Here is a 24054-nt window from a genome sequence, read left to right as displayed (position 1 = left end):
TCACGCGGGTCAGCCGTCGTACCGCGCCGTCCCCGGGCGGTGCCGAACGAGCGGCCGGTACAGGATCAGCCCGAACACCGCCGACTGCACCAACCCGTCGGCGACGTCGCCGTCGATGTCTCGAACGTCGAGCCCAGGCTCGCGCTCGATCAACTCTGCCACCAGCGGTCGCACGGTGGCCAGGTCGACTCGATACTCCTCGCCGCCCAGATCCACGAGAGTCGCTGCGTCGACCCCGTCCCAGAAGGTTGTGCGCGCCCAGTGGCGGATCCCGCACCCCTCGATCGCCTCGATCATCACGCGTCTCGTGACCTCGTCGATGCTGTCCGCCGCACGGCGCGCCCGCACCGCCGCCAATGCGTGTCGGTACGACACACCTTCCTGCCGGGCATGGGTCCGGGCGGCGCGCTTCTCCGCGGAATCGATCGTCATCGTTCGTCCTTCAGCGACACGGCCCGCGCCCGACATCGCACTCATACGAGGATGACAGGGTTTCGCATCCGCGGATCCTGAGGACCTTGCCCGATCAGCGCCGACTGCAGCACGGGTGCGTCGACTCCGTGTGGCTACGCGGGGTAGCGCTGTCCGGAGTGTAGCGCCCGGATGTCCGGTCAATCGTCCGAACGATCATTGCAACGAATGACCGAACGTCGTGGGACTAGACGCCGACCGGCAGCATCCCGAGGTTCTCGAGCACCTCGGAGGTGGCCTTCGCGAAGTTCAGGGTGCAGAAGTGCAGCGCCGGGGCGCCCTCGGCGATGAGCCGCTCCCCCATCCGGGTCGCGATGTCGATGCCCACGGCGCGCACGGCGGCGCGGTCCTCCTCGGGCCCGTCGCCCGCCGCGGCGCGCAGCTCGGCGCGCATCGCGTCCGGGATCTTCGCGTTCGACAGCTCGGCCATGCGGACCACCGACTTCAGCGAGGTGATCGGCATGATCCCGGGGATCAGCGGCTTCGCGCCCTGCTCCGGATCGGCGGCCGCCACGGCGTCGCGCAGCCGCAGGTAGTCGTCGACATCGAAGAACATCTGGGTGATCGAGTAATCGGCGCCGGCGCGGAGCTTGTTCGCGAAGTACCGCACGTCGGTGTCCAGGTCGGGCGAGCGGTGGTGCCCCTCCGGGAAGGCGGCCACGCCCACGTGGAAATCGCCCAGCTCGCGCACCAGCTCGACGACCTCGCTCGCGTACTTGAGCCCCTCGGGGTGCCGCACCCACTTGCCCATCGGATCGCCGGGCGGGTCGCCGCGAAGCACGAGCACGTTGCGCACGTCGCGGTCCGCGTACGAGCCCATGAGAGCGCGCAGCTCCGAGATGCTGTGGTTCACAGCGGTCAGGTGGGCCACCGGCAGCAGCGTGGTGGTCTCCGCGATCTCGCCGGTCACGCGGACGGTGCGGTCGCGCGTCGAGCCGCCCGCGCCGTAGGTCATGGAGACGAACGCCGGGTCCATCCGCTCGAAGGTGCGGACGGCGCGCCACAGCCGGGCCTCGCCCTCTTCGTCGCGCGGCGGCATGAACTCCACCGAGAACGGCATTCGGCCGCTCGCGCGCACGGCGTCGAGTCGGTCGAGTACGGTCCGGCTTTGTTCACTCACGCTCTTAAGAATAGGTTTCCAGGTATGACGCTGCCCGTCGCCCCGCCCCAGACCTCCCTGACGGACATCGCGGCGGCCGTGCAGCCGGCCCTCGAATCCTTCCTCGACGAGCGCCGCGACCTGGTCGAACCCGTCGGTCCGGTGTTCGTGGAGGCCACGTCGGGGCTGGAGCGCTTCGTTTTGCGCGGCGGTAAGCGTATTAGGCCCGCGTTCGCCTGGGCGGGGTGGTTGGCGGGCGGCGGCGAGGCCGACGGGGACGTCGCCCGGGCCGCGCTCCGGGCGTGCGCGTCGCTGGAGTTCGTGCAGGCGTGCGCCCTGATCCACGACGACATCATCGACGCCTCGCTCACCCGGCGCGGCTTCCCGACGACGCACCGCGAGTTCGCGCAGTTGCACGCCGAGCGGGGCTGGTCGGGCTCGTCGGAGAAGTTCGGCGAGGCGACGGCGATCCTCCTCGGCGACCTGGCGCTGGCCTGGGCGGACGACATGTTCCTCGGCGCCGGGCTGGCCCCCGAGCGCTACCTGCGGGCCGCGCGCGCGTGGGCGGCCATGCGCACCGAGGTGCTGGGCGGCCAGCTGCTGGACATCGTGAGCGAGGCCTCCCGCGACGAGTCGGAGGAGGCCGCGGAGCGCGTGGTCCGGTTCAAGACGGCCGGGTACACGGTCGAGCGGCCGCTGCACGTGGGCGCGGCGCTCGCCGGTGCGTCCGATGCGACGATCGCCGCGCTGCGGGAGATCGGCGTCGACCTGGGCGTCGCGTTCCAGCTCCGCGACGACCTGCTGGGCGCCTTCGGCGACCCGGCCGTCACGGGCAAGCCCTCGGGCGATGACCTGCGGTCCGGCAAGCACACCCCGATGCTGGCGCACGCTCTCGCGACCGGCGGCGACGCCGCGGCCGAGCTGCGAGGTCTCGTCGGCACCGATCTCGATGACGCGGGCGTCGAGCGCGCCCGTGCCGCCCTGCGCGAGACGGGCGCACCGTCGGCCATGCAGGCGCGGGTCGAGGAGCTCACGGCCCGGGCCACGTCCGCCCTGGCGGAGGCGCCCATCGCCGATGGTGCCCGGCCCGTCCTGGCGGGGCTCGCGGCGGTCCTGGTGGACCGCGCGGCCTGATCGCGATCAGCAGAGTTAGGCAAACCTAGCCACCCCTGGGTATGGTTCCGTTTACCTAAGCCTCTTTACTGATGGCTTACGGTGCCCGTCTTGCAGCAAGTACGAGAAGGAGTCACCCCGCATGTTCACCCGCTTCCGCAAGGCCGCGCCCGTCGCGGCCGCGCTGATGGCGACCGGCCTCGTCTTCGCCGGCTGCTCCACCACCAGCGCCGACGAGGAGAAGCCCGCCGCCGGCGAGAAGATCACCGTCAGCACCAACAAGGGCGAGGTGCAGGTCCCCAAGAACCCGAAGCGGGTCGTGGTGCTCGACAACACGAGCGCCGAGACCGTGAAGGCCATGGGCGTCACGCCCGTCGCGATCCCCAAGGGCCTGTTCGCCAAGAGCGTCCTGGGCGACTGGATCTCGAACGCGGACATCAAGGACACGGGCACCCACGCGGAGCCGAAGCTGGACGTCATCGAGGACGTCAAGCCGGACCTCATCATCGGCGGCTACCGCTTCGCCAAGGCCGAGGGCGACATCAAGAAGATCGCCGAGAAGACGGGCGCCGCGTTCATCGACATCGCCGCCGAGGACGGCGCGCCCAAGGGCCGCGTCGAGACCATGCGCGATTCGACGATCACCCTGGGCAAGATCTTCGGCAAGGACGAGCAGGCCAAGCAGATCGTCGCCGACTTCGACAAGAGCCTCGACGCGGCGAAGGCGCAGGCCACCGGCCAGTCCGTCTTCCTCTCGATCGTCAACGGCGGCAAGATCGACAACGGCGCGAAGCGCATGCAGCCCTTCATCGCCCCGCTGAACCTCAAGGACGTCTTCGGCGGCCAGGCCGGCGACCACCACACCAACTCGGGCCTCACGCCCGAGGCCATCGCGCAGGCGAACCCGCAGTGGGTCATCGTCATGGACCGCGACGCCGCCGTCCCGCCGACCGACGGCAGCAAGCCGCAGACCGCGGCCGAGACCTTCAAGGCGCAGCAGGCGTTCGCGAACGTGGAGTTCCAGCAGAAGGACCGGATCTTCTACCTGGACAACGACTTCTACATCCGCGAAGGCATCCAGGACTACGGCGAGAACTACGCCAAGCTGGCCGAGGCCATCGCCGCGAAGAAGTGACGACGACCGACACCGACGCACCGCCCCAGGCGGGTCCCCGGACGGGGACCCGCCTGGGGCGCGTCACGCTCCCCCTCCTCGCGCTCGCGTGCGTGGCGCTCCTGTTCGCCTCGCTGATGACCGGCGAGTACCACATCACCCTCGCCGGGCTCCTCGCCGGCGACGACGAGATGTGGCGCATGTTCTTCATCTCCCGCGTCCCGCGCACCGCGGCCCTGGTCTTCGCGGGCCTCGCCATGAGCTTCTCCGGCGTGATCATGCAGCGGCTCACCCAGAACCGGTTCGTCGAGCCGACCACCGCCGGCACCGCCGAGTGGGCGGGCCTGGGCGTGCTGCTGTGCATGCTCTACATCCCCGGTGCCTCGCCGATGGTCCGGATGATCGCCGCCACGGCGACCGCCTTCCTGGGTACCCTCGTCTTCCTCGGCTTCATCTCCCGGATCCGCGCCCGGCGCTCCGCGATCGTGCCGCTCGTCGGCCTCATGCTGGGCGCCGTGGTCAGCGCCATCACCACCTACCTGGCGATCGGCGCCAACCTGCTGCAGGCCGTGGTGAGCTGGCGCTCCGGCGGTTTCGCGCACATCGTCCGCGGCTTCTACGAGCCGCTATGGGCCGTCGCCATCATCGCCGTCGCGACCTTCCTGCTCGCGAACTACTTCACCATCGCCGGGCTCGGCAAGGACGTCGCGACCTCGCTCGGCCTGCGGTACGGCCTCACGATGGGCATCGGCGTCACCATGGTCGCGCTGGCCTCCGGCGTCACCAGCGTCGTCGTCGGCTTCATCCCGTTCCTCGGCCTCGTCGTGCCGAACATCATCAGCGCGCTGCGCGGCGACGACGTGCGCAGCGGGCTCCCCTGGGTGGCGGTGCTCGCGACTGTTTTGATCGTGGGCTGCGATCTCATCGGCCGGGTCGTGGTGCGCCCCATGGAGATCCCCGTGTCCGTGATCATGGGCGTGGTCGGCGCCGTCACGTTCCTGTCCATCCTGCTCACGAGGAGGAACCGTGTCGCTCTCTGAGGCCGTCTCGGCTCCCGCGGTGGCCGGGAGTACGAGCCGCGTGGGCTGGCGCGCCCGGATGGCGATCGCCGCCACGCTCGCCACGGCGTGCCTGGCCGTCTACCTGCTGATGCGCACCGGCGCGGACGACGTGCTGCGCTGGGACTTCCAGTTCGGGCTGTCGTTCGAGCGGCGCCTGCGCACCGCGACCGCCATCCTCATCGCCGCCTTCTGCGGCGCCCTGTCGACGGTGCTCTTCCACACCGTGACGCACAACCGGATCCTCACGCCGCAGATCATCGGGCTGGACTCGCTGTACGTGCTGATCCAGACAGTGGGCGTGTACATCGTGGGCGGCAAGTTCGTCGACAACGGGGATTCGGTGCCGCAGTTCGTCGCCCAGACTGCGGCCATGGTGATGTTCGCCGCCGTGCTCTACGGCTGGCTGTTCTCGGGCCGCTTCGCGAGCCTGTTCCTACTGCTGCTCGCGGGCGTCGTGCTGGGCCTGGCCTTCCGCGCCTTCGCCGAGTTCCTGCAGCGCCTGCTCTCCCCCACCGAGTTCGACGCGCTCTCGATCAAGCTGTACGGCCGGCTCACCGCGGTGAATGCCGACCTGCTGCCGATCGCCGGTGTCACCTGCATCGTGGTGGGCGTCATCGTCTGGCGGCGGCGCCGCGTGCTCGACGTGCTGCTGCTGGGCCGCGATCCCGCGATGGGCCTGGGCGTGAACCACCAGCGCGAGCTCACGCTGGCGCTGGTCCTCATCGCCGTCCTCGTCTCGATCAGCACCGCGCTCGTCGGCCCGATGATGTTCTTCGGCTTCATCATCGCGACGCTCGCGTATCAGCTGGCCGGCGACTGGCGGCACCGCGCGACGCTGCCGATGGCCTTCCTGCTCGGCGTGATCCTGCTCGCCGGCGGGCAGTTCATCCTGCACAACATCTTCTACGCCAACGGGATGCTCACGGTGATCATCGAGTTCGTCGGCGGAATCCTGTTCCTCGCCATGCTGTTCCGCCGAAGGGGGACGATGTGACCACCCAGAACCTGACCGAGACGATCCCCGCGATCGCGTTCACGGACCTCACCAAGACGTACGCCGAGACCGTCGTGCTGGGTCCGGTCTCCGGGGAGTTCACCCGCGGGGGCGTGACTGCCCTCGTCGGGCCGAACGGCGCCGGGAAGTCGACGCTGCTCACCATCCTGGGCCGCCTGCTGACGCCGGACTCCGGGACGGCGCTGCTCGAGGGCACCGACATCCGCACCATGAAGCCGACGGAGGTGGCGCGCAAGCTCGCCATCCTCCGGCAGGAGAACGGGGTCAACGCCCGCCTGACGGTGCGCGACCTCGTCGCCTTCGGCAGGTTCCCGCACAGCCGCGGCCGGATGACGGCGGAGGACGTACGGCACGTCGACGAGGCCCTGGGCTTCCTGGGGCTGACGGAGCTCTCGGACCGCTTCCTCGACGAGCTCTCGGGCGGTCAGCGCCAGCGCGCCTACGTGGCGATGACCCTGGCGCAGGACACCGACGTGATCCTGCTCGACGAGCCGCTCAACAACCTCGACATGCGCCACCAGGTGAGCATGATGCGGCGCCTGCGCCGCGCGGCCGATGAGCTGGGCAAGACGATCATCCTGGTGGTCCACGACCTGAACTTCGCGGCCGCCTACTCGGACCGCATCGTGGCGCTGAAGAACGGCACCATCGCGGCGTCGGGCGCACCGTCGGAGATCATGACCGGCGAGCTCCTCACCGAGATCTTCGAGACCCCCGTCGCCGTGCACGTCCTGGAGGGCGGCCCGGTCGCCGTGTACGCAGGGCTGTAGCCGCCACGATCACCGGGGTCGGAACCCTGGCGCGGCCCGGCCGCGCGGGGCAGGCTGCGGGCATGGTCTCGAGACTCCCCGTCGACGTCGGCGTCGCGCTGTGGCAGCGCGCACGGGCCGAGAACCACGTCGACGACCTCGTCGACCAGGCGCGCACCGTGCATGATCTCGGCGTGCCCGCGGTGTGGTTCGGGCAGCGGCAGGATCACGACGCGACCACCGCTGCGGCGGTCGTGGGCGCGCAGGTGCCGGGCCTGCGCGTCGGCACCTCGGTGGTGCCGCTGGGGCCGCGGCACCCGCTCGTGCTCGCCGGCCAGGCGCAGACCGCGAACGCCGCGAGCGACGGGCGGTTCACGCTCGGGGTCGGGGTCGCCGGCCCCGATCGCGACCGGCCGACCTTCGGTGTCGGCGTGGACCGTCCGATCGGCCACCTGCGCGAGGCGCTCGCCGTGCTCGACGACTACCGCGCGACGGGCGTCGTCGACCGCGCCGGCGAGCGGATCGTCGCCCGCACCGCGGCACCATCGGCGATCGCGGGCGGCGGCGGCTTCGGTCTCCTCGTGGCGGCGCTGGGCGAGCAGTCACTGCGGGCGGCCGGAGAACTCGCGGACGGCTCGATCCCGTTCCTCACAGGGCCGCGGACCCTCGCCGAACGCATCGTGCCCGGGCTGCTCCGGGGCTCGGGCGGGGCGGCGAGGCGGGTGGTGGCCGGGGTGGTCGTCGTGGTCACCGACGAGGCCGACCGGGTCCGCGAGGCGGTGCGCCCGGCGCTCGACTTCTACGCGACGGTGCCGTCGTACCGGTCCGTGTTCGCGGCGGAGGGGATCGCGCATCCGATCGAGCTCGCGCTGATCGGCGACGAGGAGCACGTCGCGCGCGGATTGCGCCGGTACGTCGACGCGGGCGCGACCGAGATCTTCGCCACGCAGACCGATCTGGGCGGCCCGGAGGATCAACGCCGCACCTGGGACCTGTTGGGCGCGCTGAGCCGCGACCGAAGCGCGGGTTGACGCCGGAGCCTTCACTAGACTGGCGGGGATGTCCGGATCAGTTCAGTCCGCGCTGCGCGGCTACAGCACCTTCCTGCGGTCCAGCGACGGTCGCCCCGCCCTGCTCGGGCTGGTCGGCGCCGTCCTGACGACCGTGGGCAGCTTCGGCGCGGGCGCGATCCGCGTGCACGACACCACGCTCGAGGCGGCGCACCTGTCGTGGCTGCGCTTCGGCCACGGCCTGGTGCTGAGCTCGATCCTGTTCTGGACAGGGATCGCGCTGCTCGTGGTCGCGTGGATCCGGCTGGGCCGCGCCGCACTCGGCGGGCGACTGGAGCTCCCGCAGGTCGCGGGCACCGTCGCCCTGTGGATCGCGCCCCTGATCGTGGCGGTGCCCCTGTACTCGCGCGACGCCTACTCGTACCTCGCGCAGGGCGCGCTCCTGCGCGACGGCTTCGACCCGTACGTCGACGGCCCCGTGGTGAACCCGAACGGCCTGCTCGACGACGTGAGCGGCATCTGGACCACGACCACGGCGCCCTACGGGCCGCTGTTCATCCTCATCGCGAAGTGGATCACGCAGCTGTGCGGCGACAACGTGCTCGCCGGCGTCATCGCGCTGCGGCTGGCCATGCTCCCGGGCATCGCGCTGTCGGTGTGGGGCGTGACGAAGCTGGCCCGGCACTTCGGCGCGAAGCCGGCCGTCTCGCTGTGGTTCGCGGTGCTCAACCCGCTGGTGATCGTGCACCTCGTGGGCGGCGTACACAACGAGGCGCTCATGGTGGGCCTCATGGTGGCGGGCATCGCGCTCGTCCTCGACCGGCGGCACCTGTTCGGGGTCGCGGTGATCGTGACCGCCGTCGCCGTCAAGGGCACCGCGGCGATCGCGCTGCCCTTCGTGGTCTGGATCTGGTTCCATCACCGAAGGGAGGCGGATCCGCAGGAATCGGTCGCCAAGGCCTTCGGCACGGTGCTGGCGGCCTCGGTGGGGGCCTTCGTCGCGCTCTTCGCGGCGTTCACCGTCATCGCCGGCGTCGGGCTGGGGTGGATGACGGCGCTCGCGGGCTCGATCAAGATCATCAACTACATCACCCTGCCGACGGCGCTCGCGCAGATCACCGCCTTCCTCGCCGCCCCGTTCACCGACCTGCACCTGGCGCCGATCCTGGTGGTGACCCGCGCGCTGGGCATCGCACTGCTGGCGATCACCCTGGTGGTGCTGTGGTGGCGGTTCCGGCAGAACGAGCGGCGCAACGTGATGGGCATCCTGCTCGGCCTGCTGGCCGTGTGCGTGCTCTCGCCCGCCTCGCTGCCCTGGTACTACACGTGGCCGCTGGCGGTCGCGGGCGCGTTCACCTGGTCGCGCCGCACCCTGGCGATCATCGCGGGCCTGTCCGTGTGGCTCATGGTGGTCTTCATGCCCACGGGCTCCATCGGCCTGTACTCGCTGTGGAACGTCGCGCTGGCCGTGGCTCTGGGCGCGCTGGCCGGCTGGTCACTGCTCGGCCCGGACCCGCTCAAGGTGCGGCCGAAGCTCGGCCTCGAACCCGCGGTGTCGACGCGCGTTCCGCGAGAGCGGGCGGCAGGCGTAGGAACGGACCTGCCCAGCCGGAAGTGGTGACGTGTCGCGTCGAACGAGCTATGCAGTTTCGGCATACCACGAATGCGCAGGTCAGAGTGTCGCGACGACGTGGAGCTATGCGGTTTCGGCATACCGTGCATCGCTCGGCGCTCCGAGCGATGCACCGTAGGCCCTCCGCGCAGCCCCGCGAGCGCCGAGCATCGCCGCACCCGCCCGACACGCCGTTCCCCGACGTGTCGGTGCCCGGGGCTACCGTCCGGACATGTCGGATATCGAGCGGTTCCGGGTGGTCGCGACGCTGGCCCGGACGCGCAGCATGAACATGGCCGCACGGGCGCACGGGATCGCGCAATCCACCGTGACGCGGTACGTCGCCGTGACCGAACGCACGCTGGGGTACGCATTGTTCGAGCGCGGGCCGGGCGGCGCCACACCGGCGCCGGCCGGTCTCCCGGCGCTCGCGATCATCGAACGGATCGTCGCGGACATCGACGAGCTAAGTGCGCTGAGCGGGACCGTGCAGCAGTCCGTCACCATCAGCCGTACCGCCGAGCTCGGCCTACCCGACCATCTGGAGGGCAAGGTCACTCGATGGAACCGGGAACACGAGCTGCAGATCCACCAGGTCATCGTCGACGACCCGGTCGCGGCGCTGCGCTCCGGCGAGTCCGATCTCGCCGTCGCCCTGGTGACGGGGCCGCGACTCGAGGGGTTCGAGGCCGTTCCTGTACGGGTGTGGTCCCGGGGCCGGCGAGTCGAACTCCTGAATCGGCCGGACCTGCGATCGCAGGCCCGCGCTGTCGTCGACCACCTGTCCTAGACGACGCACGGTATGCGAAATCGACATACCCCACGTAGCAGAAACGTACTCTGAACTGCACATATCCGGGTATGCAACATCCGCATACCCTGCGCGGACGAGCACTCGACTTCGTTCCTCGGGAACGCAGAGATCCGCCGCGCCCGCGCCGGTCGGATCCGGCGTCGCTAGAAGGCCATCGACTGCGCGCGACGGATCATCTCGCGCGCGGAGTCCGTGTGCAGGAGCTCGGCGGGGCACTCCCCCAGGTCCTCCTGCGGCTCGAACAGCCAGCGCAGGATCTCCTCCTCGTCGAAGCCGCCGTCGCGGAGCACGCTGAGCAGGCCGGTGAAATGCTTGGCGATGGAGAAACGCCCGTCGACCTCGCCGAAGAACAGCCGCGGGACGTGGAAGTCGCCGCCGCGCCGGACGGCGATCAGCTGGCGGTCGCGGAGGAGCTGCAGCACCTTCGACTGCGACACGCCGAGGCCCTTCGCCACCGTGGCCAGGTTGTAGGTGGCAGTGCCCTCGGGCAGCAGGTCGTCGCTGAGATACGGGACGGAGCTCACCGTCACACTGTACCGAGGCTGCGGATTCGGCCCTTCCACCCCCGGGGTCGCTAGGCTGAACTGTCGACACCCGCACTCATCGAGAGGACCCGGAGAAGGTGAACACCCCGCGCGACCGGCTGATCGGTGCCCGCATCGAGGGCCGCTACCGCATCGATGCGGTGATCGCGCGCGGCGGCATGTCCACCGTCTACATGGGCCTCGACCTGCGGCTCGACCGGCCCATCGCGATCAAGGTGATGGACCCGAAGTACGCCGCCGATGCCCAGTTCGTCTCCCGGTTCGAGTTCGAGGCGCGCGCCGTCGCCAAGCTCAAGGATCCCGGCCTCGTGGCCGTCTACGACCAGGGCGTCGACGGTGAGCTCGCCTTCCTGGTGATGGAACTGGTCACCGGCGGCACGCTGCGCGAACTGCTGGGCGAGCGCGGCCCGATGCCGCCGCACGCCGTCGCGGCCGTCATGGGCCCCGTACTCACGGCGCTGGGCACCGCGCACCGCGCCGGCCTGGTGCACCGCGACGTGAAGCCGGAGAACGTGCTCATCTCCGACGGCGGCGAGGTCAAGGTCGCCGATTTCGGCCTCGTCCGCGCCATCGCGGCCGCGTCCGTGACCAGTTCGTCCGTGATCCTGGGCACGGCCGCCTATCTCTCCCCCGAGCAGGTGGAGTCCGGCAACGCCGACGCGCGTTCCGACGTCTACTCGAGCGGCATCCTCGTCTACGAGCTGCTCACCGGCCAGGTGCCCTTCACCGGCGACACCGCCATCTCGCTGGCCTACCAGCGCCTGCACAACGACGTCCCGCGGCCCGGCGCCGCGATCGCCGGGGTGCCGCCGGAGTTCGACGAGTTCGTCGCCCGCGCCACCGACCGCGATCCGTCGCGCCGCTACGCCGACGGCTTCGCCATGGCCGAGGCGCTGAGCGCGATCGCCGAGGACCTCGACCTGCCGCCGTTCACGGTGCCGGCGCCGCAGTCCAGCGCCGAGCAGCGCGCCGCCGCCGCGATGTACGCGCAGCGCGGCGAGCCGCTGATCCCGGCGGCCGCCGAGCCGACCGGCGCGCTCATCGCGGGGCAACCCCTGCCCGGCTCCCCGCAGCCCGGCCAGGCGGTGCCGGGCGCCGCCCCCGGGGTGCCCGCGCCCACCCTCGCGCAGCCCGCCGTTCCGGCGACCCCGGTGCAGCACACCCGCGCCGAGACCATGCACGAGCCGCTGCCGCCCGAGACCGCGGCGCAGCCCTGGTCGCCGCCGCGGAAGAACCGGGCGAAATCGTGGATCATCGTCGCGCTCATCGCCGTCGTCTCACTGCTGCTCGCGTTCGGCGGCTGGTGGCTGGCGTCCGGGCAGTACACGACGGTGCCCAACGTGACGGGCATGGACCGCCCGACCGCGGAGCGGACCATCAAGGACGCCGGCCTCGACGTGGAGCTGGCCGGCTCCTACAGCAACGACATCACCGAGGACACGATCACCCGCCTCGACCCGTCCGCGGGCAGCCGGATCAGCCGGTTCGGCACCGTCACCATCGAGTACTCCCGCGGGCGGCCGACGGTCCCGCAGTTCCGCCCCGGCGACAGCCCGGAGAACGTGGAGAAGCAGCTGCGTGACAACGGCCTCGTGCCCAAACGCGGCCCGGCGCAGTTCAGCCGCGACATCGCACAGGGCGGCGTCATCGGCCTCTCGCCCACCCCGGGCACCCGCGTCTCCGTCGGCGCGACGGTGACCGTGGTCGCCTCCGCCGGCAACGAGCCCGTCGACATCCCCGACGTGCGCGGCCGCAGCCCCGAGGAGGCGACGACGCTGCTGCGCTCGGCCGGCCTCACGGTCAAGGAGACCACGCAGCAGTTCGACTCCGGCACCGAGGCCGGGAAGGTCTTCGGCACGGACCCGTCGGGTCAGGTGAACAAGGGCGGCAGCGTGACGCTTCTCGTCTCGAACGCCCTGACGGTGCCCGACGTGACCGGCAAGACGGCTGCCGAGGCGCAGCAACTGCTGCAGCGCGCGGGCCTCGTCGCCGAACTGACGGGCGAGACCGGGTCGGGCTCGGTGGTCACCTCGACGAGCCCGTCCGCGGGCGGCCGCGTCGACCCCGCGAACAAGCGCGTCACCGTCACCATGGCCTCGCGTGTCACGGTCCCGTCGGTGACCGGCATGAACGTGGGCCAGGCACGCTCCGTCCTGCGCGACGCCGGCCTGCAGGTCAAGGTCAACGGCATCTTCGCCTCCGACAAGTCGCAGGTCATCTGGCAGGACCCGGGCGGGGGCACGAGGGTGCAGGCGGGCTCGACGGTGACCGTCACGGCCCTGCCGTGACGGCGCGGGGACCGTCGATGAGCAGCCCCGCGCCGTTCGAGCCCGGCTTCGTGCCCGACGCCGCGACCCTGGCGCAGGCGCGCCGCATGCGCGACGAGCTGACCCGCTTCCTCATGGAGTACCAGTTCGCCGTGAAGGAGGTGCTCACCAAGGTGACGATCCTCCGCGAGGAGTTCCTGCAGCTGCACCGGTACAACCCGATCGAGCACGTCACCTCGCGGATCAAGAAGCCCGAGAGCATCGTCAAGAAGGTGGCCCGTCGCGGCATCGCGCCCGAGCTGCCGCTGATCCGCGAGGCGATCACCGACATCGCGGGCATCCGGATCACGTGCAGCTTCATCGCCGACACCTACCGGATCCTGGACACCATTACCGCGCAGGACGACGTCCGCGTCGTCGTGGTCAAGGACTACATCGCGGAGCCGAAGGCCAACGGCTACAAGAGCCTCCACGCGATCGTCGAGATCCCCGTCTTCCTCTCCACCGGCCCCGTGCACGTGCCCGTCGAACTGCAGATCCGCACCATCGCCATGGACTTCTGGGCCAGCCTGGAGCACAAGATCTTCTACAAGTACGACGGTGCCGTCCCCGCCCACCTGCAGGACGAGCTCTCGGCGGCCGCGGCCGTCGCCGAGCAGTTGGACCGGCGCATGGAGCAGCTGCACACGCAGGTGCACGGGGAGCACGACGCCGAGGTCGCCCGCGACCGCGACGCCGCGGAGACCGAACTCGCCGGCGACGAGCTGCTCGGCCGCCTGCTCAAGCTGGCGCAGCGCGCGGACTGATCCCCGGCGGGGCCCCGGCACGCGGGCTAGCCTGGGCGCCATGAACCGGACCTCCGTCCTCACCCGCGCGGTGGCCCTCGCCGCGATCGGCGCCGTCACGCTCGCCGGCTGCACCTCGACCTCCTCCGACGGTGCGCCGACCTCCTCGGCGGCGTCCTCGTCCGCCGCCGCCCGCGGGGTCGCGAGCCAGGTGGCCGCGCTGCTCGCGGAGGCGAAGGACGCCTTCGACAACCCCACCCGCACGTCCACCGCGGGGAACACCGACAAGACCGTCGACAACATGGCGGTGGTCGAGCAGAAGTTGCTCGAAGCCTCCGCGCTCGCCCCCTACCGCGCCGACCTCCTCTTCAGCGCCGCGTCGGCCCGGATCGCGCAGAAGAACGTCCCCGGCGCCCTGGAGCTCTACCGCAAGGTCCTGGCCTTCGCGCCGGACGACGACGACGCGCACACCTACCTCGCGGTGTGGAGCCGCTTCCTCGGCGACGCCGCCGGCTCGGCCGCGGAGGTCGAGCAGCTGCGCCGGATCGCACCGGACCGGGTCGCCGAGGTGGAGGCGCTGTTCGCCGCGATCGACGGTGCCGTGCGCACCCCGATCACCGACGCGACCCCGGCGAGCGCGCCGCCGAACACCGGCATCGTCGTGCTCGGCTACGCGCTGAAGAAGGACGGCACCATGGACGCGCCGCTGATCCAGCGCCTGGAGAAGACCCTCGAGGTCGCCCGGGCCCTGCCCGCGGCGCCGATCGTGGTGACCGGCGGCGTGGAACAGGCAGGGAAGACCGAGGGCGCGCTGATGAAGAACTGGCTCGTGGAGCGCGGCGTCGACGCCGCGCGGATCACGGACGAGAACTTCGCCCGCACCACCGTCGAGAACGCGCTCTACAGCTCGTACGTGCTCGCGACGAAGCGCGTCGACCACGCGATCGTGGTGAGCTCGGCGAGCCACGTGCGGCGCGGCACCGTCGACCTGATCCTGGCGGCGCGCGAGAACCTGCCCGCGACCTTCACGGTGAGTTCCGTGGCGGCCGTGGACAAGCCGCTCGCCGAGCTGGCGACGCCGTCGGCGGACGAACTGCGCAGCATCTACCGCGACGCGCTGAGCACGATCGGCCTGTGGAGTTACCGCAGCGCGCCGCTGCTGCAGCGTTGAGGCATCACCCGCGGAGTACGCCCCGCAGGTCGTCGAGCACCGCCGGGTTCTCGATGGTCGACGGGACGGCCTCGTCGCGGCCCTCGGCGATGGCGCGCATGCTGCGGCGGAGGATCTTGCCCGACCGCGTCTTCGGCAGCGCAGCGACGATCGCGACCTCCTTGAGCGCGGCGACGGCGCCGATCGTCTCGCGCACCTGCTGCACGATCTCGGCGCGCACCGCGTCGTGGTCCCAGTCGCCGCCGGCCTTGAGCGCCACCAGCGCCCGCGGCAGCTGCCCCTTGAGTTGGTCGGCCACACCGATCACCGCGCACTCCGCGACCGCCGGGTGCCCGGCGATCGCCGCCTCCAGCGCACCGGTCGAGAGGCGGTGGCCCGCCACGTTGATCACGTCGTCGGTGCGGCCCATGACGAAGAGGTAGCCGTCGTCGTCGAGGTAGCCGCCGTCGCCGGTGAGGTAGTTGCCGGGGAACGTCGAGAGGTACGAGTCGATGTAGCGCTGGTCGGCGCCCCACAGCGTCGGCAGTGTCCCGGGCGGCAGCGGCAGCGAGATCACCACGGCGCCTTCGGCACCGGCGGGCACGTCCCGCCCGGCGTCGTCGACGATCCGCACCCCGAACCCGGGCACCGGGACGGTGGCGCTGCCCGGCTTGACCGGCATCGGCTCCACGCCGCGCAGGTTCGCGGCGATGGGCCAGCCCGTCTCCGTCTGCCACCAGTGGTCGATCACCGGCACGCCCAGCTTCGCCGCCGCCCACTCGTACGTGTCGGGGTCCAGCCGCTCCCCCGCCATGAACAGCGTCCGGAGGCCGGAGATGTCGGAGCGCGTGAGGAATTCGGCGTCCGGGTCCTCCTTGCGGATGGCGCGCAGCGCCGTCGGCGCGGTGAACAGGTTGCGCACGCCGTGCCGCTCGATCACCCGCCAGAAGGCGCCCGCGTCGGGGGTGCCGACGGGCTTGCCCTCGTAGACCACCGTCGTGGCGCCGATGAGCAGCGGCGCGTACACGATGTAGCTGTGGCCCACGACCCAGCCCACGTCCGACGCCGTCCACCACACCTCGCCCGGGTGCGCGTCGTAGATCGCCCGCATCGAATAGGCCAGCGCCACCGCGTGTCCGCCGTTGTCGCGCACGACGCCCTTGGGCTTTCCCGTGGTGCCGGAGGTGTAGAGGATGTACAGCGGGTCCGTCGCCTTCACCGCGACCGGGTCGGCGGGCCGCGCCGCCGCCTCCGCCGCGGCCCAATCGTGATCGCGCGGCCCCAGTTCCGCCGTCAGCTGCGGGCGCTGCCACACCACCACGGCGTCCGGCTTCGCCGTCGCCGCGTCGATGGCCGCGTGCACGATCGGCAGGTACGGCAGCACCTTGCTGCCCTCGAGCCCGCACGACGCGGTGACGATCGCCTTCGGCCGCGCATCGTCCAGGCGCGCGGCCAGTTCCGGCGCCGCGAAGCCGCCGAAGACCACCGAGTGCACCGCCCCGATCCGCGCGCAGGCGAGCATCGCGATCACCGCCTCGGTGATCATCGGCAGGTACACCACCACCCGGTCGCCCTTCCCCACGCCGAGGCCGGCGAGCACGCCCGCGAACTTCGCGACCCGCTCCAGCAGCTCCGCGTACGTGAGCGTGCGCACCTCGCCCGTGATCGCGGAGTCGTGGATCACCGCCGGCTGGTCGCCGCGCCCGGCGGCGACGTGCCGGTCCACGGCGTTCACGCAGGTGTTCAGCTCCGCGTCCGGGAACCAGCGGTACAGCGGCGCGTCCGCGGCGTCGAGGATCCTCGTGGGCGGGACGATCCAGTCGATCGCGGCGGCCTGCTCGGCCCAGAACCCCTCGGGATCGGTCATGCTGCGGCGGTACTCGTCGGCGTAGGCACCCATGGGGGCATGGTCCCAGGACGCCGGTGGCGCGGCGGGGGATTCCGGCGATTCGTGACCCGCCTCATCGGGAAGCCGGGCGGTCGGCGCGGGGCCTTGTTAGCCTCCGGGCGACCGCACCTGCGGTGCTGCACGGCGGAGGGAGTCGCGATGGCGGAGACGAACGGCGGCGCGCACCGGAGCTGTGCCCTGGACACGATGCCCGCGGAGGACCGGCGGGCGATCGAGGAATCGAACTCGGTGCGGTCACTGCTCATCATCAGGTTCTACGGCGGCGCCGTGGGGCTGCTGCTTCCGGTCGCGCTCATCGCGGTCGACTTCGCCACGTCCGGCGAGTACTGCGTGCGGGTGCGCGATTCGCTCAGCGTCTACTACCACTCCGGGGCCCGGGACATCTTCGTCATCGGCCTCGGCATCGTCGGGTTCCTGCTGTTCTCCTACAAGCTCAACCGGCGATCGGCCGCGAACGCGCTGAGCACCGTCGCCGGTGTCGCGGCGATCGCCGTCGCCGCGTTCCCCACCCGGCTGCCCGGCCCGATCCCCGCGGGCGAGTGCGGCGCCGGCGCGGCGCCTCCGGTGGCGACGCCCCTCCAGCTCGCCTTCGGCGCGGACAGGACGGCCCTCGTCCACGCCATGGCCGCGCTCGTGGTGTTCGCGATGTTCGCGCTCATGTGCGTCACCACGGCGGTGCACGACCGGAGGAACCCCTTCCTACGGCCGGCCATCGCCCCGCCGGGCAGCGGGCGGGTCCGGAACCTCCTCGCGCAGGTGTCCAACCGGGCCGGGTGGCGGTTCCACCTCGCGTGCGCGGCGACGATTGTGGCCGTCAGCGCGCTGTGCCTGCTCGCGGCGCGCACCGGCGCGACGCTGCCGCTCCACCTCGGCCCACTCTGGGTGGCCGAGGTCGTCGGCATCCTCGCGTTCTCGGCGTCGTGGTTCGTCAAGGGCCTCGACGACATGTTCTTCCGCCGCGAGCCGTGGTCGCAGCGGGAGTTGTCCGACATCCGGATGGGCGTCGCGCGGGGCGACGCCCTCACGCTCGTGCCGTGCGCCGGCGACGGAGTCCCGGCCGACGGCGCCGCCGCCCGGGAACTCCGCTACGCCGTGTGATCAGCCGCGGAGCATCTCCGCGACCAGGAACGCCAGCTCCAGGCTCTGCTGGGTGTTCAGGCGCGGGTCGCAGGCGGTCTCGTAGCGGCCGGCGAGGTCGGCATCGGAGATGTCCTGCGCGCCGCCCAGGCACTCGGTGACGTTCTCGCCCGTGAGCTCCACGTGCACGCCGCCCGGGTGCGAGCCGATGGCGCGGTGCACCTCGAAGAAGCCCTGCACCTCGTCGACGATGCGATCGAAGTGGCGGGTCTTGTAGCCCGTCGAGGACTCGTGGGTGTTGCCGTGCATGGGGTCGCACTGCCAGATCACCTTGTGGCCCGTCGCCTCGACGGCCTCGACGATGGGCGGCAGCGCGGTGCGCACGTTGCCGTTGCCCATGCGGGAGATCAGGGTGAGCCGGCCCGGCTTGTTGTGCGGATCGAGCTTCTTGACGTACTCGACCGCCAGCTCGGGCGTGGTCGTCGGGCCGATCTTCACGCCGATCGGGTTCTGGATCAGCTCCATCAGGGCGATGTGGGCACCGTCGAGCTGGCGGGTGCGCTCGCCGACCCAGAGGAAGTGCGCCGACAGGTTGTAGAGCACCTGCTGGGCCTCGGGGTCCTCCGGGTCGTCGGCCAGGCGCAGCAGGCCGCGCTCGTAGTCGAGCACCAGCGCCTCGTGGCTGGAGAAGATGGTGGCGGACTTGAGGTTCCGGTCCTCCACGCCGCACGCGGCCATGAACCGCAGGCCGCCGTCGATCTCGGCGGCGAGCGCCTCGTACCGGGCGCCGGCAGGCGAGTTCGCGACGAACTCACGGTTCCACTCGTGCACCTTGTGCAGGTCGGCCATGCCGGAACCGGTCACGGCGCGCACCAGGTTCATCGCCGCACTCGCGTTGGCGTAGGCGCGGATCAGGCGCGACGGGTCGTGCTTGCGGACGGCCTCCTCCGGCGGGAAGCCGTTGACCATGTCGCCGCGGTAGCTGGTCAGGCCGAGCGCGTCGGTGTCCGAGGAGCGCGGCTTGGCGTACTGGCCGGCGATGCGGGCGACCTTGACCACCGGCATGGACGCGCCGTAGGTGAGCGCGACGGCCATCTGCAGCAGGGTGCGGATGTTCGCGGCGATGTGCGGCTCGGTGTTGTCGACGAAGGTCTCGGCGCAGTCGCCGCCCTGCAGCAGGAAGGCGCGGCCCAGCGCGACCTCGGCCAGCTGGTCCTGCAGCGACTGGATCTCCGGCGGCACGGTGATCGGCGGCACCGACTCGAGCACCGTGCGCATCGCGTCCGCCTGCTCCCGCGGCCAGCTCGGCTGCTGCAGCGCGGGCTTGGCCAGCGCGTCGTCGAGGCGCTCGCGCAGGTCACCCGGGAGGGCCGGGAGCTTGGGGAGGGTATCGATGGGGACGTCGACGGTCCAGTTCACTGCCACGTGAGAAAGATTACGCCGGGTCTATCCGCCGATGATCGCCCGGTACTTGGCGAGGTTGTGCCGGGCGTCGGCGAGCGCGTCGTGCGCGTCGGACGGCGCCGCGGGCAGGTGCGGCCGGCCGCGCTCGTCCCACAGCTGCTTGAGCTCGCGGGTGAACCGCGGCATCGATCGCGGCAGCGCCGTCATCGGCCCCCACAGCTGGCACAGTGCGACGTGGTCGTAGGCGGCGACCCACGCCCACAGCTCGATGTCGCCGGGGCCCGCGGTGAGGAAGTCGAGCACGTCGTCGCGGATCGCGGCGCGCGACTGCCACGACTTGCTCGCGGGCGGCGGCAGCTTGGGCAGCACGTTGGCGCGCACCCACGGCCCGGCGCGCTCCGGGTCGAACTCGGTGGAGACCGCGTAGAACTCGCGCCCGTCCTCGCCGACGATGCCGATCGAGACCAGGTCTATGACCCTGCCGTCCTCAATGAATTCCAGGTCATAGAAGTAGCGCATGGGCAGTCAGGCTACGCGGCGCCGGCCTCGCGCTCCTCGCCCGGGACGACGACGCCGTCCTTCACGTCCTGCGCGTAGACGTCCACGTACGCCTGGCCGGAGAGCTTCATCAGCTCGTACATCACCTCGTCGGTGATGGCCCGCTCGATGAACCGGTTGCCGGACATGCCCTCGAACCGGGAGAAGTCCAGCGGCTTCCCGATGCGGATCTGCACCTTCGTCGGGTGCGGCAGGGTCGAACCGGGCGGGTTGAACTTCTCGGTGTCCACCATCGCGACCGGGATGATCGGGGCGCCGGTGTCCAGCGCCATCCGGGCCATGCCCGTCTTGCCCTTGTACAGCCGGCCGTCGGGACTGCGGGTGCCCTCGGGGTAGAGGCCGAGAAGCTGGCCGTCCCGGAGCGCGCCGACGCCGGCGTCGAGGGCGTCCTGGGCCGCGCTCGCGCTGCCGCGCTTGATCGGGATGCAGCCGACGGAGGAGAAGAACCACTTCTTGAAGGCGCCCTTGGGGCCCTTACCGGTGAAGTACTCGTTCTTCGCGAGGAACTTGATGGGCCGGGGCACCATGAGCGGCAGGAAGAACGAGTCCATGACCGCGAGGTGATTGCTCGCGAGGATCGCCGGCCCGTCCTTCGGCAGGTTCTCGACGCCGACCACGCGCGGGCGCCCGAGCAGGCGCAGCACCGGTCCGATGAGTACCCATTTGAAGACCATCCACCACATGTGACCAGCTCCTGATCCCCGACCCGACGTGCTGTGCCTCACTCTACCGAGGCGGCGCGGACGGCGCCGCGCGATCAGCCGCGGACCGCGTCCCGCGCGAGCGCGGCGGCGCCGAGCATCCCGGCGCGCTCGCCCAGCTCCGTCGCCCGGATGCGGGCCTTGCGGCGGTACCTGCCGCCGGTGAGCTGCTGCGCGTAGTGGTCCCGGGCGTCGTCGAGGAACAGCCGAGACGAGGCGCCCACCCCGCCGGAGAGCACGATGAGGTCCGGGTCGAAGACGTCGCTGACCATCGCCAGGCCCACGCCGAGCCAGCGGGCCAGCTCCCCGACCGCCTCCTGCGCGACGGGGTCGCCGGCCTCCGCGGCGGCGGCGACCTTGCGCCCCGTCAGCGAGCCCGGGTCGTCCGCGAGCTCCCGCGCGAGCAGCACGCCCCGCGAGCCCTGCCCGCCCATCAGGTCGATCGCCGTCTCCACCAGCGCGGTGCCGCTGCAGTAGCGCTCCCAGCACCCCCGCTTGCCGCACTCGCACGGCCGACCGTCGGGCACCACCTGCAGGTGGCCGAGCTCCGGCGCCACCCCGTAGGCCCCGCGGTAGAGCTCGCCGTCGATGAGCAGGCCCGCGCCGATGCCGGTGCCGAGCGCGACGACGCACGTGACGCGCGACTGCCGCGCCGGGCCGTGGACGAACTCGGCCCACGCCGCGGAGTTCGCGTCGTGCTCCATGACCACCGGCAGGCCGATCCGCTCGGTCATCTCGGCGGGCACCGCCGCATCGCGCCACGGCAGGTGCGGCGCGAACGCCACCGTCCGGCGCGCGGGGTCCAGGAAGCCGGCGACGGCGAGGCCCACGGCCTTCACGTCGTGCTCCACGCACAGCTCCTGGACCACGCGGTCCAGGCAGCGTTCGAGGGCGCGGGCGCTGCGCGGGGTCTCCGCCCGCGCCGTGTCGACGACGGTGCCGTCGTCCGTCACGACCCCCGCGCGGACCGAGGTGCCGCCGATGTCGATGCCGATCGTCAGCGTCATGCGGAGGGGTCCTCCTCGGAGGGGGCCAGGCGGACATCGATGCGCTCGTACCCGCTCGCCTGGGAGGACGGCGCGGGCGGCTCCGCGGGCGCGGCGGCTTCCTGCGGGCCCGGCGGGGCCCCGCCCCCGACGGTGGCGAGGTAGTCCGCCGCCACCGCCGCGGCGGCGATCCGCGCGCTGCCCAGCAGTTCCTCGGCGAGCCGCAGCAGGTCGGCCAGCACCTCGTCGGCGAACTGGCCGAAGGACTTCGACGCCTCGGCGGCGAAGGGCTCGATGTGCCGGCCCACGGCTCCGCCGAGCGCGCACAGCCGGCACGCGCCGGGCTCGCCGTCCGGGTGCGCGGAGTGCTCGGCGAGAGCCGCGGCGATCCACGGGCGGGCGGTCTCGAACAGCCGGGCCGCGGAGGCGAGGAACTCCTCGGAGGGATCGGGGGTCGGATCAGCCACGGGGCCACACCTCCGGATCGGGGACGAAGGTCACGCGCAAGTCCCCTTCCTCGTACGTGGCGCCCGCAACGACGCAGCGGCGCAACACAGACGGTAGCCGGATCCGGCGCCGCACACCCTGGGCTTCGACGACGACGTCCTCCTCGACGCGGCCCAGCCCGATCGTCGCGGGGTCGACCATCGGCAGCGCGACGGCCCACTCGTACCGCGCGTCGAGACCCGCGCCGCCCAGCGCGCGCACCTCCGGCACGGGCACGACGGCGGGCGCGGCGTCGAGGATCGCGTCCGCGTCCCACTCCACGGCGGCGGCGGCGGCCGGCGTCACGACGGGCTCGACCGCCTCGGCGGCCTCGACGACGGGGCGGTCGAGCACCGTCGCCACCTCCGCGAGGGCCTCGCGCGCATCGTCCTGTGCGGCCACCCGGGAGCCGACGAGCCGCACCGCCGGGTGCGGCAGGTCCAGCGCGAACCGGTCGTCGACCGCGATCAACCGGTTGAGCACGAGCGCCACCGGGCGCAGCCCCAGTACCTCCAGCGCGGCCAGCTCCTCCCGGGCGCGAGCGGGGCGGCCGGGATCGCCGGTGACGACGTGCACCAGCTCGAGCGCCGACCGATCGGCGACGAACGCCGCCAGCTGGTCGGCGAGCCCGGCGAGCGGCTCGGCGAGCAGCAGCGCGGCGAGCGCGCCCGCGGCGGGGCCGGCCGCCGGTCCGGAGAGCCGGACGTGCCGCGGCCACACCCGCTCCAGGTAGGCGGCCAGCGACGACGGAGCCGTGAGAAGGGCGACGAGGCCGTCGAAGGCCGGCCCGTCGACGACGACGGTGCGGTACGCGCCGGACTCCACGTGCCCCCGGACGGCGCGGAGCACGAGGACGTGCTCGGCATCGGCGAGGCCCGTCAGCTCGGGCGGCTCGAGCGCGAAGGGGTCGAACCCGGACGCCCCGGCGTCGGCACCGTCGGCGAGCCCGCGACCGGCTCGGACGGTGGCGGACAGGCCCGCCCACCACTGCGCGAGCAGTTCGACGGGATTGAGATGGACGTGGTCGAACGGCCCCGTCCCGTCGGCGAGGAGCGGATCGACGACCCGGCCCACGGTGACCAGGAGCGTGCGGCCGCGGCCGGCGGCGCGGGCCGCCAAGGCGGTCGCCAGCACGGTCCGGCCCGCTCCCCCGGCGCCGGACACCAGCAGCAGACGGGGCGCGGTGCCCTCCCCGGACATCAGGATTGCGCCGCCGACTCGCCCTCGACGTGGCGCTTGAGCTCCTTGAGCGCGGTGTCGGTGATCGCCTTCTCCGCCTTGCGGCGGAGCATCCCGAGCATCGGGATCTGCAGCGTCACCTCGAGGGTGTACGTCACGGTGGTGCCGGCACCGTCGGCGGTCGGGGTGAGGTCGTACCGGCCGTGCTGGGTGCTCTGCAGCGTGCTCGCCGCGAGGTCCCACTCGACGGACCGGCCGCCGGGCGCCCAGCGGTACTCGAGCTCGTAGGTGTCGCGGAGGAAGCCCTCCTCCAGCACGAACCGCACGCGCCGGGGCTGCCCGTCCTGGGTGGTCTCGAGGACGGTGACCTCGCGCGCCGCGGAGACCCACTCGGGGTAGCGGTCGAACGCGGAGATCGCCGCCATGATCCGCTCCGGCGGCGCCGCGATGACGATGGATTCGCGGGTGCGCTCCGCGTCAGACACGCTCCACCTCCCCGACGGCCGGGCCGCCCAGGACGCGGCCGTTCTCGGCGGTGAACTTCACGTCGAACATGACGTCGTGCCCGCGGACCCGGCGCTCGCGCACGTCGGCGACGATCTGCTCCGGCGTCATGGGCGCCGCCGGCTCGGCGTGCAGGAAGTAGTGCAGCAGGCTCCCGTCGAGATGCGGCTCGATCCAGAACTCGGACGTCCCGGTGACGGGACCGTCGACCTTCCAGCGGATCCCGAGATCGCCCCGGTCCTCGGTGACGGTCATCCGCAGGTCGGGGAACCAGCCGCGCCACCGCTGCGCGCCCGCCATCGCGGCGGCCACGGCACTCGGGTGGGCGGCGACGAACGCGACGTCGGCCACTTGGATGGTGCTCACCTCCTAAGCTTCACACATCGGGCCGCGGGACGGACGGTGCCGGGTCGGTTCGGGCCCGGAACGCGCCCCGAGCAGCGGT

At 71.9% G+C, this 24054-nt stretch carries 24 protein-coding genes; 12 read left to right on the top strand and 12 right to left on the bottom strand.

From position 1 onward, the window contains the following. Window positions 1–9: 9 nt before the first annotated feature. Entirely contained in the window at window positions 10–432 is a 423-nt protein-coding gene (locus tag ACM9LD_RS03935) for a hypothetical protein (RefSeq protein WP_415675465.1), read from the bottom strand. A gap of 226 nt (window positions 433–658) precedes the next feature. Then, on the bottom strand, window positions 659–1591 hold the full coding sequence (metF, locus tag ACM9LD_RS03930) for a methylenetetrahydrofolate reductase [NAD(P)H] (protein ID WP_415675464.1): 933 nt from the start codon (window positions 1589–1591) through the stop codon (window positions 659–661). Window positions 1592–1615: 24 nt separating this feature from the next. On the opposite strand from metF, the gene ACM9LD_RS03925 reads away from it, so the two are divergent. The 8 genes from ACM9LD_RS03925 (at window position 1616) to ACM9LD_RS03890 (ending at window position 10034) form a co-directional block, all read left to right on the top strand. Further along, window positions 1616–2704 carry a polyprenyl synthetase family protein gene (locus ACM9LD_RS03925; protein ID WP_415675463.1) on the top strand — a complete coding sequence of 363 codons (1089 nt, stop codon included), beginning with the start codon at window positions 1616–1618 and terminating at the stop codon, window positions 2702–2704. A gap of 121 nt (window positions 2705–2825) precedes the next feature. Then, the gene (locus tag ACM9LD_RS03920) at window positions 2826–3818 is read left to right on the top strand and encodes an ABC transporter substrate-binding protein (protein ID WP_415675462.1); all 993 of its coding nucleotides are present in this window, start codon (window positions 2826–2828) and stop codon (window positions 3816–3818) included. Window positions 3819–3871: 53 nt separating this feature from the next. Then, window positions 3872–4837: an ABC transporter permease gene (locus ACM9LD_RS03915; RefSeq protein WP_415675597.1), complete on the top strand. Its 966-nt coding sequence runs from the start codon at window positions 3872–3874 to the stop codon at window positions 4835–4837. Beyond that, window positions 4824–5852 carry an iron chelate uptake ABC transporter family permease subunit gene (locus tag ACM9LD_RS03910; RefSeq protein WP_415675461.1) on the top strand — a complete coding sequence of 343 codons (1029 nt, stop codon included), beginning with the start codon at window positions 4824–4826 and terminating at the stop codon, window positions 5850–5852. Before ACM9LD_RS03915 ends, ACM9LD_RS03910 begins: the two co-directional genes overlap by 14 nt. Continuing rightward, window positions 5849–6643: an iron ABC transporter ATP-binding protein gene (locus ACM9LD_RS03905; protein WP_415675460.1), complete on the top strand. Its 795-nt coding sequence runs from the start codon at window positions 5849–5851 to the stop codon at window positions 6641–6643. Before ACM9LD_RS03910 ends, ACM9LD_RS03905 begins: the two co-directional genes overlap by 4 nt. Window positions 6644–6705: 62 nt before the next feature. Next, the gene (locus tag ACM9LD_RS03900) at window positions 6706–7653 is read left to right on the top strand and encodes a TIGR03564 family F420-dependent LLM class oxidoreductase (protein ID WP_415675459.1); all 948 of its coding nucleotides are present in this window, start codon (window positions 6706–6708) and stop codon (window positions 7651–7653) included. 28 nt (window positions 7654–7681) lie between these two features. Then, window positions 7682–9253 carry an alpha-(1->6)-mannopyranosyltransferase A gene (locus tag ACM9LD_RS03895; protein ID WP_415675458.1) on the top strand — a complete coding sequence of 524 codons (1572 nt, stop codon included), beginning with the start codon at window positions 7682–7684 and terminating at the stop codon, window positions 9251–9253. 223 nt (window positions 9254–9476) lie between these two features. Beyond that, window positions 9477–10034 carry a LysR family transcriptional regulator gene (locus ACM9LD_RS03890; protein ID WP_415675457.1) on the top strand — a complete coding sequence of 186 codons (558 nt, stop codon included), beginning with the start codon at window positions 9477–9479 and terminating at the stop codon, window positions 10032–10034. Window positions 10035–10201: 167 nt separating this feature from the next. Here ACM9LD_RS03890 and ACM9LD_RS03885 read toward each other — a convergent pair whose 3' ends face one another. Further along, window positions 10202–10582: an Rv2175c family DNA-binding protein gene (locus ACM9LD_RS03885; RefSeq protein WP_415675456.1), complete on the bottom strand. Its 381-nt coding sequence runs from the start codon at window positions 10580–10582 to the stop codon at window positions 10202–10204. 98 nt (window positions 10583–10680) lie between these two features. Here ACM9LD_RS03885 and pknB point away from each other — a divergent pair, with 98 nt between their 5' ends. Genes pknB through ACM9LD_RS03870 form a run of 3 tightly spaced genes read left to right on the top strand, consistent with a single transcriptional unit; the run spans window position 10681 to window position 14826 of the window. After that, window positions 10681–12891 (top strand): Stk1 family PASTA domain-containing Ser/Thr kinase, encoded by a 2211-nt coding sequence (gene pknB / locus ACM9LD_RS03880; RefSeq protein WP_415675455.1) that lies wholly within the window; start codon window positions 10681–10683, stop codon window positions 12889–12891. Between the two features lie 17 nt (window positions 12892–12908). Continuing rightward, window positions 12909–13676, top strand: coding sequence for a GTP pyrophosphokinase (locus tag ACM9LD_RS03875; RefSeq protein ID WP_415675454.1), 768 nt, complete (start codon window positions 12909–12911; stop codon window positions 13674–13676). 40 nt (window positions 13677–13716) lie between these two features. Next, the gene (locus tag ACM9LD_RS03870) at window positions 13717–14826 is read left to right on the top strand and encodes an ElyC/SanA/YdcF family protein (RefSeq protein WP_415675453.1); all 1110 of its coding nucleotides are present in this window, start codon (window positions 13717–13719) and stop codon (window positions 14824–14826) included. Window positions 14827–14830: 4 nt separating this feature from the next. Here ACM9LD_RS03870 and ACM9LD_RS03865 read toward each other — a convergent pair whose 3' ends face one another. Then, the gene (locus ACM9LD_RS03865) at window positions 14831–16705 is read right to left on the bottom strand and encodes an acetate--CoA ligase (RefSeq protein ID WP_415675452.1); all 1875 of its coding nucleotides are present in this window, start codon (window positions 16703–16705) and stop codon (window positions 14831–14833) included. A gap of 147 nt (window positions 16706–16852) precedes the next feature. Here ACM9LD_RS03865 and ACM9LD_RS03860 point away from each other — a divergent pair, with 147 nt between their 5' ends. Continuing rightward, window positions 16853–17812 (top strand): DUF998 domain-containing protein, encoded by a 960-nt coding sequence (locus ACM9LD_RS03860; RefSeq protein ID WP_415675451.1) that lies wholly within the window; start codon window positions 16853–16855, stop codon window positions 17810–17812. On the opposite strand, the gene ACM9LD_RS03855 is transcribed toward ACM9LD_RS03860, so the two are convergent. The 8 genes from ACM9LD_RS03855 to ACM9LD_RS03820 all read right to left on the bottom strand — a co-directional run bounded on the left by ACM9LD_RS03855 (window position 17813) and on the right by ACM9LD_RS03820 (window position 23975). Further along, complete coding sequence (locus tag ACM9LD_RS03855; protein ID WP_336671560.1) at window positions 17813–19210, bottom strand: class II 3-deoxy-7-phosphoheptulonate synthase; 1398 nt, start codon at window positions 19208–19210, stop codon at window positions 17813–17815. A gap of 27 nt (window positions 19211–19237) precedes the next feature. Continuing rightward, complete coding sequence (locus tag ACM9LD_RS03850) at window positions 19238–19714, bottom strand: polyadenylate-specific 3'-exoribonuclease AS (RefSeq protein ID WP_415675450.1); 477 nt, start codon at window positions 19712–19714, stop codon at window positions 19238–19240. Window positions 19715–19725: 11 nt separating this feature from the next. Continuing rightward, on the bottom strand, window positions 19726–20436 hold the full coding sequence (locus tag ACM9LD_RS03845; RefSeq protein ID WP_415675449.1) for a lysophospholipid acyltransferase family protein: 711 nt from the start codon (window positions 20434–20436) through the stop codon (window positions 19726–19728). A 74-nt stretch (window positions 20437–20510) separates the two neighbouring features. Next, window positions 20511–21461 (bottom strand): ROK family protein, encoded by a 951-nt coding sequence (locus ACM9LD_RS03840; protein WP_415675448.1) that lies wholly within the window; start codon window positions 21459–21461, stop codon window positions 20511–20513. Next, entirely contained in the window at window positions 21458–21907 is a 450-nt protein-coding gene (locus tag ACM9LD_RS03835; protein WP_415675447.1) for a hypothetical protein, read from the bottom strand. Before ACM9LD_RS03835 ends, ACM9LD_RS03840 begins: the two co-directional genes overlap by 4 nt. Then, window positions 21900–23126, bottom strand: coding sequence for an ArsA family ATPase (locus ACM9LD_RS03830; protein ID WP_415675446.1), 1227 nt, complete (start codon window positions 23124–23126; stop codon window positions 21900–21902). The genes ACM9LD_RS03835 and ACM9LD_RS03830 overlap by 8 nt, the downstream gene beginning before the upstream one ends. After that, complete coding sequence (locus ACM9LD_RS03825; RefSeq protein WP_336671384.1) at window positions 23126–23590, bottom strand: SRPBCC family protein; 465 nt, start codon at window positions 23588–23590, stop codon at window positions 23126–23128. The genes ACM9LD_RS03830 and ACM9LD_RS03825 overlap by 1 nt, the downstream gene beginning before the upstream one ends. After that, on the bottom strand, window positions 23583–23975 hold the full coding sequence (locus ACM9LD_RS03820; RefSeq protein ID WP_415675445.1) for a hypothetical protein: 393 nt from the start codon (window positions 23973–23975) through the stop codon (window positions 23583–23585). Before ACM9LD_RS03820 ends, ACM9LD_RS03825 begins: the two co-directional genes overlap by 8 nt. Window positions 23976–24054: the final 79 nt, after the last annotated feature.

Source organism: Tsukamurella hominis (assembly GCF_965137015.1).
Classification (GTDB): domain Bacteria; phylum Actinomycetota; class Actinomycetes; order Mycobacteriales; family Mycobacteriaceae; genus Tsukamurella; species Tsukamurella hominis.
This window is presented reverse-complemented; position numbering and strand designations above follow the sequence as displayed.